11 protein-coding genes are annotated in these 12473 nt (G+C 65.0%); all 11 read left to right on the top strand.

The window, feature by feature from the left end; all coding sequences use genetic code 11:
- The first annotated feature begins 106 nt into the window (after positions 1 to 106).
- Entirely contained in the window at positions 107 to 550 is a 444-nt protein-coding gene (gene acpS, locus IRT45_RS35005) for a holo-ACP synthase (RefSeq protein WP_228535933.1), read from the top strand.
- Positions 547 to 1311, top strand: a complete 765-nt coding sequence (locus IRT45_RS35000) for a 3-oxoacyl-ACP reductase family protein (protein ID WP_194810044.1) — start codon at positions 547 to 549, stop codon at positions 1309 to 1311. Before acpS ends, IRT45_RS35000 begins: the two co-directional genes overlap by 4 nt.
- Complete coding sequence (locus tag IRT45_RS34995; protein WP_194810043.1) at positions 1308 to 1760, top strand: 3-hydroxylacyl-ACP dehydratase; 453 nt, start codon at positions 1308 to 1310, stop codon at positions 1758 to 1760. The genes IRT45_RS35000 and IRT45_RS34995 overlap by 4 nt, the downstream gene beginning before the upstream one ends.
- Complete coding sequence (locus tag IRT45_RS34990; RefSeq protein WP_194810042.1) at positions 1757 to 3019, top strand: beta-ketoacyl synthase; 1263 nt, start codon at positions 1757 to 1759, stop codon at positions 3017 to 3019. The genes IRT45_RS34995 and IRT45_RS34990 overlap by 4 nt, the downstream gene beginning before the upstream one ends.
- Entirely contained in the window at positions 3019 to 3396 is a 378-nt protein-coding gene (locus tag IRT45_RS34985; RefSeq protein ID WP_194810041.1) for a 3-hydroxyacyl-ACP dehydratase FabZ family protein, read from the top strand. The genes IRT45_RS34990 and IRT45_RS34985 overlap by 1 nt, the downstream gene beginning before the upstream one ends.
- Complete coding sequence (locus tag IRT45_RS34980) at positions 3393 to 4682, top strand: beta-ketoacyl synthase (protein ID WP_194810040.1); 1290 nt, start codon at positions 3393 to 3395, stop codon at positions 4680 to 4682. The genes IRT45_RS34985 and IRT45_RS34980 overlap by 4 nt, the downstream gene beginning before the upstream one ends.
- Positions 4683 to 4697: 15 nt before the next feature.
- Positions 4698 to 7004: a beta-ketoacyl-[acyl-carrier-protein] synthase family protein gene (locus IRT45_RS34975; RefSeq protein ID WP_194810039.1), complete on the top strand. Its 2307-nt coding sequence runs from the start codon at positions 4698 to 4700 to the stop codon at positions 7002 to 7004.
- Positions 7001 to 8083, top strand: a complete 1083-nt coding sequence (locus tag IRT45_RS34970) for a 3-oxoacyl-ACP synthase III family protein (RefSeq protein ID WP_194810038.1) — start codon at positions 7001 to 7003, stop codon at positions 8081 to 8083. Before IRT45_RS34975 ends, IRT45_RS34970 begins: the two co-directional genes overlap by 4 nt.
- 31 nt (positions 8084 to 8114) lie before the next feature.
- Complete coding sequence (gene metK, locus IRT45_RS34965) at positions 8115 to 9329, top strand: methionine adenosyltransferase (protein ID WP_194810037.1); 1215 nt, start codon at positions 8115 to 8117, stop codon at positions 9327 to 9329.
- Positions 9326 to 10300 carry a carbohydrate kinase family protein gene (locus IRT45_RS34960; protein ID WP_194810036.1) on the top strand — a complete coding sequence of 325 codons (975 nt, stop codon included), beginning with the start codon at positions 9326 to 9328 and terminating at the stop codon, positions 10298 to 10300. Before metK ends, IRT45_RS34960 begins: the two co-directional genes overlap by 4 nt.
- Before the next feature lie 7 nt (positions 10301 to 10307).
- A partial coding sequence (locus tag IRT45_RS34955) for a homocysteine S-methyltransferase family protein (RefSeq protein ID WP_194810035.1) occupies positions 10308 to 12473 on the top strand: 2166 nt, incomplete at its 3' end.

The following is a 12473-nucleotide window of genomic DNA, read 5'->3' as shown; positions in this document are numbered from 1 at the left end:
TCGATGCATCGCTGGGTTCGCTAACGGCCGACGACGTGCTGAGCCTGGTCACGGTCGAGTTCATCATCAGCATGGTGGCCGAGCGGGCGGCGCAGTCGTGACCGCGATGTCGCTACCACCGACGGTGCTGCCCGAGCTGCCTGAGTCGCTGCCCGACGGCAGCCGGATCCTGGTCGGCGCGGATCTCACGACGGTGGCGCGGGTTACCCGCCTGCTCGGTGAGGAATCGGGCATCGAAGCCCGAGTCTTCACCGCACGCGAGTCGGCCTACTGTCGCCGGCACCGCAGCTCTGGTCAGCACTTCGCTGCTCGTTTCGCCGCGAAGGAGGCCGTGCTCAAAGCGTTTGGCACCGGCGTGGGCCCGGGCCTGGACTGGACCGACGTCGAGGTGATCAACAATCGGCAAGGCAAGCCCGATGTACGGCTACACGGCGGCGCGGTCGACCTGGCCCGCGAGCACCAGGTCCGTGAGATCTCGCTGACCCTGACCCACACCGCCGATATAGCCGCCGCGTACGCCGCGCTTTTGTGTGGAGGGACCGTCAGATGACGCTGGAGGGAACGGCGGCGCTGGTGACCGGCGCCTCACGTGGTATCGGGCGCGCGATCGCGCTCGAACTCGCCGCGCAGGGCGCGGCGGTGGCGGTGAACTACCGAGCGAACAAAGACGACGCCGACAAGGTCGTCGCACTGATCGAGGAGCGGGGCGGCAAGGCGATCGCCTTGGCCGCGGACGTTTCCGATCTCGCCGAAACCGAAGGGCTGGTCGCCGCCGCCCTGGCCGAATTAGGTCGGCTTGACATTTTGGTCAACAACGCCGGCATTGCCGTCAACGGATTGCTGTGGGACGTAGACCCAAGCGAATGGTGGCGGGTGATACAGGTGAACCTGGGCAGTGCCTACCACGGAATCCGCTGTGTCGCAGAGCATTTCATGGCACAACAGGCAGGTTCGATTGTCAATATTTCCTCGGTTGTCGGCAGCCGAGGTTGGATCGGCACCACCAACTACGCAGCCTCCAAGGGCGCTCTGGACGCACTCACCAGGACCAGCGCCATCGAACTGGCTCGGTTCGGCATTCGCGTGAATGCGGTAGCGCCTGGATACGCGCCGACCGATCTCGTCAACGAATTACTGGACAAGAGCGCGGCCAAACTGGTGAAGCAGGTGCCGCAGCGGCGCCTCGCCGAGGTACAGGACATCGCCGACGCCGTCGTGTTCCTTGCCTCGAATCGCTCCCGCCATATCACCGGACAGGTCCTGGCTGTCGACGGCGGCTTCTCCAGCCAGATCGGTCTGGGTCGGCCATGAGATTCCACTTTGTCGACCGTATCGACTCGTGGGTCGCGAGCGAACGGCTGACCGGTCGCAAGGTCACCTCTGCACACGAGGACTACTGGCAGACCACACCGGACGGTCCGGTTATGCCGCGCGCCCTGGTGCTGGAGTCACTTGCACAAGCCGGGTCGTGGCTACTAATGCTCGGCTCCGATTTCACGCGGCGCGCAACTCTGCTCGGCGTCGAAGAGGTGCGATGGGGAGACGATGTCCGCCCGGGCGACGTGCTCCGACTGGACGTCCAAGTGGACTCGACACACGACGACGCCGCGGTCGTCTCCGGAACGGTACGAACCAACCAGGCGACCGTGCTCGAGGCCCGGCATCTCATGTGCGCGCTGGTAGACGCCGAACTCCTCGAGGAGAAGGACGAAACACGCAGGCTTGCAAGGCATCTGCAAGGATTGGCGGGTCTGCGATGAGGCGGGTAGCCGTCACCGGCGTCGGCGCAGTCACCCCACTCGGACTCGACTCGGCTTCCACCTGGGAGGCTCTAGTTACGGGCCGCAGCGGGATCGGGCGACTCGAAACCTTCGACGTCACCGGATTTCCGGTGCGGATCGCCGGTCAAGTGCGCGGATTCCGGCTCACAGACACCGTGCCGACGACGATCGGCTTCCGGCACCTTTCGCGCGCCGGCGAGTTCGGCGTCGCCGCAGCCTGGCAAGCGCTCGCCGACGCGCACCTCGAACCGGGCGCGTACGCTGCCGAACGCTGCGGAATCGCCATGGGTGCCAGTGTCGGCCGCCCCGACCTGCAATGGCTCCTCGATGTCGGACACGCGCGGGCCAGTAGTGGAAATCCGCTCGCGCTGGTGCCATACCCGCCCGGCGATGCGATCGCCTACAGCCAGAACATAGCAACAGCCGCGATGTCCCGGATGTTCGGTGCGTCCGGACCCATGATCGGCATCAGCACGGCATGTTCAGGGTCCGGGCATGCGATCGGGGAGGCTTACCGAGCTATCCAGGAGGGTGATGCGGTCGCCATGCTGGCTGGCGGCTATGACTCACTGACCACCTGGACCGATGTCCTTGGTTTCAGCTTGCTCGGCGCGCTGAACGCCGATGCCAACGAGGATCCGGAGACCGCCTGCAGGCCCTTCGACCGCCACCGCGCCGGATTCGTGCTCGGCGAGGGCGCGGCAGTACTGGTACTGGAGGACTTGGATGCGGCGCATAAGCGGGGCGCGACGGTTCTCGCCGAGATCGTAGGTTATGGATCGACACTGAATGCCTGGCGTATCACCGATTCTCCGGCCGACGGCAACGGCGCCATACAGGCCATGGAGGCCGCGCTGGCAACGTCGCCGCACGGCTCGGAGATCATCGATTACGTTGTCGCACACGGCACCGGCACGCACGGCAACGATGCGTCCGAGACGATGGCGATCAAGAAGGTATTCGGCGCGCGCGCCTATGAGCTGATGATCAGCTCACCCAAATCGATGACCGGACATCTGACCAGCGCTGCAGCAGCTCTCAATACAGTTGCCGCGATCTACGCCATGCGCGACCAGGTAGTGCCGCCGACCGCGAACCTTACCACCCCCGACCCGAAATTGGACCTCGACTACGTACCGCTCATCGCACGCCGGGCACCGGTAGGTGGTGCCCTTGTGAATGCCTTCGCATTCGGCGGCACCAACACCAGCCTCGCGCTTGTACCGCCGGAGAAGTGATGCAGACCGAAACATTCGACCGCATAGTCACCGTCGATCCGGGCATTAGTGCGGTGGTCGTCCGGAACATCCCCGGCACCCTGCCGATATTTGCAACACATTTTCCCCGCTTCCCGCTGTATCCCGGTGTCCTGCTGCTCGATACGATCGCCGCCGCCTCGGCGCTGGCGGCCGGGCTGGGCGAGTGCTGGGAATTGCGGGAGGCCCGCGGTCTGCGGTGGCGAGCACCGGTCCGGCCGGGCGACTGTGTCGAGATTCAGGTCACCGCGGTCACCGACGCCTGGCGTGCGATCGTCACCGTCGACGGGCGCAAGGTCGCCTCCGCTGACCGCATCGAAGTCGGTCCGACGGAAATCTCCACAGGAGGCACGCTGTGAACCCCCGAACAGTGGTCGTAACTGGTGTCGGCCTGATCACCGGACTGGGAATCGGCGTCGAGGACTGCTGGGCTGGCATGCTCGCCGGACTCAGTGCGGTACGGCCGATCTCGACCTACGACCCAACTCCATTGACCGCTCGGCTCGCGGCCGAGATCGACGATTTCGAACCGCTGAACTATCTGAGCAAGCGCACCTTACGAACCGTGAACCGCGGCGATCAGCTGGCTGTCGCGGGCGCACGGCTGGCGTTGCGCGATGCCGGTCTGCCGGAGAACGACGAATTAGGCCCGCGCACAGGCCTGTTCCTCGGCGCGAACAAGGAGATCTCGCGGATCGATTCGCTGATCGAGAATCTGCAGCAGGTGCGGAGGCCCGACGGGACCGCCGATCTACAGGCGCTGGGAGAAGGCTCCCGGACAATCGTGCCCCCGTTGTTCTACGTCGAGGGATTGCAGTCGGCGTCGCTGTTCCATATCTCGCAGATACACGGGATACGCGGCGTCAACGCGTTTTTCGCTGGCACAGCCGATGCCAGCAGCAACGCCATTGGCCGGGCCATGCGCGCCATCCGGCGCGGCGACGCGGACGTAGCACTCGCCGGCGGGTCCGAGGACGCCACCGGCTGGTGGTCGATGTCGAAGATGGACTCGCTCGGCGTACTCACACCAGACAATGGCCACGGGGCGGCGGCCTTCCGCCCCTTTGACACTGGCCGATCCGGCGCAGTGCTCGGCGAGGGGGCGGCAATTCTTGTCCTCGAGGAACGCGAACGAGCGCTTGCGCGCGGCGCGCGGATCTACGCCGAGGTCTCCGGTTACGGCGCGGGTAACGACCTTGCCAGCCCACCGAAGCCGGATCGCGAGGGAACGGGCGTTCGGGTCTCAGTCGCCCGAGCCCTCGACGACGCGAAAATCGCGCCGGGCGAACTCGATTACGTCGTCGGCCACGGTTCGGCCACCCGGCTCGGTGATCTGAGCGAGGCGCACGGCTTGCATGCCGCGCTAGGTGGCGAACGCACCGCACTGAGCGTCATCAAACCTCAAACCGGTCATCTGGTTGGCGCGGCGGGCGCCATGAACGCGGCAGCCGCGGCGCTGTCAGTCCATCACGGGATCGCCCTACCGATACTCAATCTGGATACGCCCGATCGGCGTATTACTGGAACCACCGCACTGGACCTGGTCCGGGGCACCGTACGCGAGACCACGATCATGCACGCCTTAGCACTCGGCCGCGGCTTGGAAGGCCAGTCCGCGAGCGTTGTGCTTTCCCGCGCGAGCTAAACGATAGGAAATCCGTTGCGCGAGAATAAATCTTCAACCCCACCCGTCGTCGTCGCGTCGGTTGGCGCGGTGACAGCGCTCGGCGCCGGCACCGCGGCCCTCTGGAACAACGCCAGCGCGGGACAGGTCGGCATCGGCCCTGTTCGCGGCTTCGATCTCAGCGCGATCCGTACCCGCATCGGCGGACAGGTGGCCTCCGACACCACGGTACGTGAACCGTCCATTGCCTTCGCCCTGCGGGCGGCGTCAGAGGCCATGCGAGACAGCGGCATCACGATCGGCGAGACCCTTGCAGCCGAACGCTTCGGTGTCGTCTACGGCACGTGCAATGGCGGCTGGCGCACCGCAGAGCTGGCGTACCGCAAACAACTAACGGGCGGCACACCGGATTGGCAGGACTGGCTGCTGGTGCCTCCGCACGCGGGCGCGGAAGCGCTGAGCGCCGCTTTCGGCATTCGCGGACCGGTGATCTCGCTGAACACCGCGTGCGCATCCGGCGCCCACGCCATCGCACACGGCAGTGAACTGATCCGGTGCGGGCGCGCCGACGCGGTGCTGGTCGGCGGCAGCGATTCGTTCACCGAGACCGCCTTCGCCGGCTTCAACAGTCTCGAATCACTGTCGCCGCGACCGGCCGCACCGTATTCAAGGGATCGAGAGGGCCTTTCACTCGGAGAAGGCAGCGGGATGCTCGTGTTGCTTTCCGAGGAGCTGGCCCGGCAGCGAGGTATCACTCCTCTGGCCTACGTTCTCGGGTACGGCATGTCGGCCGATGGCTACCACCCGACCGCACCGCATCCCGAGGGCGCCGGCGCCGCACGCGCCATTAGGGCTGCCCTGAGTTCGGCCGGACTGACCACAGCGGACGTGGTCTACATCAATGGGCACGGTACCGGTACTCCGAAGAACGATTCGGCTGAGAGCAATGCCGTGCGCGCAGCCTTCGGTCAAGATGCCGTGCAAATCGCGTTGAGCAGCACTAAATCGATGATCGGGCATCTACTCGGAGCCGCAGGCGCTGTCGAAGCGATCGTCACGATCCTCGGTCTCGCACATCGGATGGCACCCCCTACCGCGAACTTCGGCGAGACCGACCCGAAGTGCGGGCTAGACCCGGTGCCGGGGCGGGCACGTGCGATGGACACCGACGTAGCACTATCCAACAATTTCGCCTTTGCCGGAGCCAACGCGACCTTGGCGTTGGCGCGCGGGGACTCCCCCAGGAAACCCGCGACTATCGCCAGTCCAATTGGCGTCGTCATCACCGGCCTCAGCCTGGCCACACCGCTCGGCTTCGATCCGGCTGATGCTTTGCGCCACTACCGATCCGGGCTGACCGCCCTGCCCGAAACGGATGGCCTGCGAGCGGTACCGATCGATGTCGATCTGTCCGCGGCTGGCGACACCCGGCGACGGCGGCGTATGGATCGATTGTCACAACTGGCGGTCGCAACCAGCCGAATGGCATTGGAGGACGCGAAGCTCAGCGATTCGGGCGATCTGCTGACCGCTACCGGCGTCATAGTGGGCACCGGCGCCGGACCGGTCGAGAGCAACGAGCGCTTCGCCACGCCAGTCCTGGAACAGGGCCTGCAATACGGCGATCCAGCCGTGTTCCCCAACACAGTATTCAACGCGGCGGCCGGGCAGGTGGCGATGTCACTGGGTACCAGGGGACCGACCACCACCATCACCTCCGGCCATGCGGCAGGTGCGGCCGCGCTCGGCATCGCAGTCGATCTGATCGGCTCGGGGCGCGCGAACTCCCTGGTGGTATCGGCCGTGGACGCCTTCTCCCCCGGCCTACTCGCCGCATACGGCGAAATTCCCGTGTTCGCAGGCAATTTCACGCTTTCAGAGGGCGCCGGGGCACTGGTTCTGGAGTCGATCGAGCAGGCCTCGCTCCGCGGGGTCACCGCATACGCCCGCGTCCTGGGTTACGGCACCGCCTCCGACGGCATCGGTGTCGGCCGCTGGGATCAGCGTGGCAACGGGCTGGAACGCGCTATGCGCATCGCGCTCGCCGACTCCGGCCTCGCGAGCGAGGAGATCGCCGCCGTCTGGGCCAACGCGGCGGGCATCGCCCTCGCCGACGCACCCGAATTGCGCGCTATTCATCGCGTCTTCGGTGATATCCGCGTCGAGACGCCGAAACGTATTCTCGGCGAGCCGATCGGCGCAGGAGCCCAGCTGTCGATCGTGCTCGCAGTGACCGAATGGAAGACAACTGGCTCGGCCGCCCCCGTACTGATCAACAGCTCCTCACTCGGCGGTACCCATACCAGCATCGTTATCGCCCCTTGGACAAGGACTTCCGCATGACTCCGACCTACACCGTGACGGTCGCCTCGACCGGCGCTTTCGTACCCTTCGAACCGATCGGTAACGATGACCTCGAAAAGCTCTGCGGTGCCTTGCCTGCCGACGTGCTGGAGGGAATCCAGGTACAGCGGCGGCACTGGATGATCGACCCTCGGACCGGTGAACATCGCATCAGCAACAGCAGGATGGCGCTAGCCGCAGTCGAGCAGGCACTTGAGCGCGCCGGGATCGAGCCGCAGGAACTGGAACTCCTGGTGGTGTGCACGGCCAGCCCTGACTATCACTTGCCGAATGTGGCGACGATGATCCAGTCGTATCTCGGGCTGGAGCGCTGCGCGACCATTGAACTACGCGCTGGTTGCGCAGGTGCAGTCCAGGCGCTCGATGTGGCACACCGACTCCTGGCCGCCGGCATGCACCGGAATGCCGTCGTGGTCGGGTCGGAGGCGATCTCGCCGATCATCGCACCGATCTATCTGGATTCCGAACCCGATCGTATTCGGATGCGAGATCGCCTGACCCTGTTCACCTTCGGCGACGGCGCCGGAGCTATCGCACTGACCGCCACGGAGGGCGAACCGCGGCAGACGCACTTCGTGAACTCGTGTATCGGCGGCCTGCGCAGCCCCGGCATGCAGGTGATCGGAGGCGGTACTGATATCTCGTTCCGCGAACAGCGCACCCGCAAGAAACCGGTGGAGATGAAGATCGATGTACCGGGCACGTCGACATTCGGTCCCAAGGTCTTCGCTGCCGCCCTCTCGGATGTGCTGAGCTCCACCGGCCTGCACGTAGCGGACTTCGCGCACATTGTGTTGCCCGAGGGCAACGCTGGCTACTTCAACCGCGAACTTGCGGACGCGGGCATCTCCGAATCCGATTACCAACTCCTGCAAGGCCGGATCGTCGAAAATCTGGCCGATGTGGGCGCCACCGGCTCCGCCGCCGTCCCACTCTCCCTCGATGCCGGAGTCCGATCCTCGACCGTAACCGACGGCGACCGAATCCTGCTGCTGGGCATCGAAGCCAGCCGCTATGTGTACTCCGGGTTGGTCCTCGACTGGAACAGCGCGCCCTGAACCGTACAACCGCGACAGAAAAGGAAAGTGCATGAACGCATCGACGGCGCGCGGGCGGAGACTGTTCACCAGCGAATCCGTGACCGAAGGACATCCCGACAAAATTTGCGATGCTATCAGCGATTCGATATTGGATTCGCTGCTGGCTGCCGACCCCTCGGCCCGCGTCGCCGTCGAGACGATGGTGACCACCGGCCAGGTACACGTGGCCGGTGAGGTGACAACGACCGCCTCCGTGGATATCCCGAGCCTGGTACGCGAGAAGATTATCGAAATCGGCTACGACCGTTCACAGAAAGGCTTCGACGGCAATACCTGTGGAGTGAATGTCGCTATCGGCGCCCAATCGCCTGATATCGCCCGAGGCGTTGACCATGCCTACGAAGCGAGAGTGGACGGCGTCGATGACCACGCAGCGCAACAGGGAGCCGGCGACCAGGGGCTCATGTTCGGCTACGCCAGCTCGGAGACGCCAGAGTTGATGCCGGTACCGATTGCTTTGGCACACAGGCTTTCTCGCCGACTGGCCGAGGTCCGCAAGAGCGGGCTCCTGGCATACTTGCGGCCGGACGGAAAGACGCAGGTGACCGTCGAGTACGCCGGTGATACTCCTGTGCGCCTGGATACGATCGTCATATCGACGCAGCATGCGCCCGATATCGACCTCGACGAGCTGCTCGCCGCGGATATGTCCACCTACGTGATCGACCACGTACTGCAGGAACTCGGAGGCACCATCGGAATCGACGATCTCCGGGTGCTGATCAATCCCACCGGGAAGTTCGTGGTCGGTGGTCCGATGGGTGATGCGGGCTTGACCGGCCGAAAGATCATCGTAGATACGTACGGGGGTATGGCTCGCCACGGAGGTGGAGCGTTCTCCGGAAAGGATCCGTCCAAGGTCGACCGCAGTGCGGCCTACGCGATGCGGTGGGTGGCGAAAAACGCGGTGGCAGCGGGGCTTGCCGACCGGATGGAGGTCCAGGTGGCCTACGCCATCGGCAAGGCCGAGCCGGTGGGTCTGTTCGTCGAGACCTTCGGCACCGAGAACTTCGATCCGCTCGAGATTCAGTTCGCGATCACGGAGGTCTTCGATTTGCGTCCCGGCGCGATCATTCGAGATTTGGACCTGCTGCGCCCGATCTATGCCCCGACCGCGTCATACGGCCACTTCGGTCGGACCGACCTCGACCTGCCCTGGGAGCGCACCGATCGTGTCGACTCGCTGAAAGCTGCCGTCGGATGATCTTCGTAACCGGTTCGATAGCGACGGACCACCTGATGCGATTCCCAGGCCGGTTCGCTGAACTGCTGTTGCCGGACCATCTGGACCACGTATCGCTGAGCTTCCTCGTCGAGGACCTCGTCATTCAGAAGGGCGGCGTTGCGGGGAACATTTGCTACGGCCTCGGGCTTCTCGGTCATCGCCCCGTGTTGATCGGCGCAGTCGGTACCGACTTCCGGGAGTATGGGTTATGGCTGTCGGGCCATGGCGTCGAAATCCGCGGTGTGCGAACGTCCTACCAAGCACAGACAGCTCGCTTCATCTGCACCACAGATAGTCAGATGGCCCAACTGGCGAGCTTCTATCCCGGCGCGATGGCCGAGGCTTCACAGATTTCGATCGCGGCTTTGGTGGAGCGTTTCGGTCGCCCGGAACTGGCCGTGATCGGAGCGAATGATCCCGCTGCGATGCTGGCGCATACCGCAGAATGTCGTGCGCTGGGCATCCCGTTTGCGGCCGACCCGTCGCAGCAGCTGGCCCGGCTGGAGGCTGAGCAGGTACGAGATCTACTCGACGGCGCCGACTACCTATTGACCAATGAATACGAGTGGCGACTTGTGCAGTCGAAGACGGGGTTGACGGCCGCCGAGATCGCACAGCGCGGGTGTACTCGGGTAACCACCCTGGGGGCCGCAGGCGTAGAGATCGCCGATTCGGATGGCACCGCAATACGTGTTCAGGCTGTTCCGGAAACGGCGAAGCTGGATCCGACCGGTGTGGGGGACGGATTCCGGGCCGGCTTCCTGTTCGGTCGGGTCAACGGCTTCACCCTGGAGCGATCGGCTCAGTTGGGCTCCGCTGTGGCAGTAATTGTTCTCGAATCACTTGCGCCGCAGGGCTGGTCGTGGGACCGCAGCGCGGTCCTCAAACGCATCGGGGGCGCATACGGCAAGCAAGCCGCACAAGAGATCGCTGAGTTGTGGAAGGAGTAGCCAGCCCATGACTCAGTTCGACACCACCCTTTTGGACACGCTCAGGCGGCGTGTCGTGATCGGGGACGGTGCGATGGGCACGACGCTGCAGGCCGCGGATCTCACTTTGGATGATTTCCGGGGCCTCGAAGGATGCAACGAGATCCTCAACGAAACCCGGCCCGACGTGCTGCGGCACATTCACCGGGCCTACTTCGAGGCCGGTGCCGACGCGGTCGAGACCAATACCTTCGGATGCAACCTGCCCAACCTCGCCGACTATGACATCGCGGATCGGATTCGCGATCTGTCCGAGCGCGGCACCCGCCTCGCCCGCGAGGTCGCCGACGAGATGGGCAAGTCCGCGGACGGGACTCCCCGGTATGTGCTGGGGTCCATGGGTCCGGGCACCAAGCTGCCGACCCTGGGTCATGCTCCTTATGTATCACTGCGCGATGCCTACACCGAGGCCGCGCTCGGCATGCTCGACGGCGGCGCGGACGCCATTCTCGTCGAGACCTGCCAGGACCTGCTGCAGGTCAAGGCCGCGGTCACCGGTAGCCACCGCGCCATGGAAGCCGCGGGTCGCCGGATTCCGATCATCACGCACGTGACGATGGAGACCACCGGCACCATGCTGGTCGGCTCCGAGATCGGGGCGGCGCTGACCGCGCTCGAGAAGCTCGGCATCGACATGATCGGGTTGAACTGCGCCACCGGCCCGGACGAGATGAGCGAGCACCTGCGGCATCTGTCCAAGCACGCGCAGCTGCCGGTGTCGGTGATGCCGAACGCGGGCCTGCCGATCCTGAGTGCGAAGGGTGCGGAGTACCCGCTGACCGCCGAGGAATTGGCCGTCACGCTCTCGCAGTTCGTGTCGGAGTTCGGGCTGTCGCTGGTGGGTGGCTGCTGTGGCACCACGCCCGAGCACATTCGGCAGGTGGCCGAGGCGGTGCGCGAGGTCGAGCAGGCGCTGCGTCCAATTCAAGAGCGACGCAAGCCGGTGCACGAGCCTTCAGTGTCGTCCATCTACAGCGCGGTGCCGTTCGAGCAGGACGCCTCGATCCTGATGATCGGTGAGCGCACGAATGCCAACGGCTCGAAGGCCTTCCGCGAGGCCATGCTGGCCGGTGACTGGCAGAAGTGCCTCGACATCGCCAAGGACCAGACCCGAGACGGCGCACACATGCTGGACCTGTGCGTGGACTACGTGGGCCGCGACGGCACCACCGACATGTCGGAGCTGGCGTCGCGTCTGGCGACCGCCTCGACGCTGCCGATCATGCTCGACTCCACCGAAACCCCGGTGCTGAAGGCCGGTTTGGAACATCTAGGTGGGCGCTGCGCCATCAACTCGGTGAACTTCGAGGACGGCGACGGCCCGAAGTCGCGTTACCAGCAGACGATGGCGCTGGTCGCCGAACACGGTGCGGCCGTGGTGGCTTTGACCATCGACGAAGAGGGTCAGGCGCGCACCGCCGAGCACAAGGTGGAGATCGCCGAGCGGCTCATCGCCGACATCACCGGCAACTGGGGACTCGAGGAGTCCGACATCGTGATCGACACGCTGACCTTCACCCTGGGCACCGGCCAGGAGGAGTCCCGGCGCGACGGCATCGAAACCATCGAGGCCATCCGCGAACTCAAGAAGCGTCACCCGAATGTGCAGACCACGTTGGGTCTTTCGAACATCTCCTTCGGTCTGAACTCGGCGGCGCGGCAGGTGCTCAATTCGGTGTTCATGCACGAATGCGTGCAGGCCGGACTGGATTCGGCCATCGTGCACGCGTCGAAGATCCTGCCCATGGCGCGGATCCCGGACGAGCAGCGCGAGACCGCCCTCGATCTGGTCTACGACCGGCGCACCGAGGACTACGACCCGCTGCAGAAGCTCATGGCCCTGTTCGAGGGTATGTCAACTGCCTCGTCCAAGGCTTCGCGCGCCGAGGAGCTGGCGGCGCTGCCGCTGGTCGAGCGGCTGGCCCGGCGGATCGTGGACGGCGAGCGCAATGGCCTCGAGGCCGACCTCCACGAGGCCATGAAAGATGTTCCGCCGCTGCAGATCATCAACGAGACCCTGCTCTCGGGCATGAAAACCGTTGGCGAGCTGTTCGGTTCGGGTCACATGCAGCTGCCGTTCGTGCTGCAGTCGGCCGAGGTGATGAAAACCGCTGTGGCGCAACTGGAACTGCAC

Source organism: Nocardia sp. BSTN01 (assembly GCF_015354405.1).
Taxonomy (GTDB): domain Bacteria; phylum Actinomycetota; class Actinomycetes; order Mycobacteriales; family Mycobacteriaceae; genus Nocardia.
Note: the sequence above shows the minus strand (reverse complement) of the source record. Positions and strands in the feature narration are given on the sequence as shown.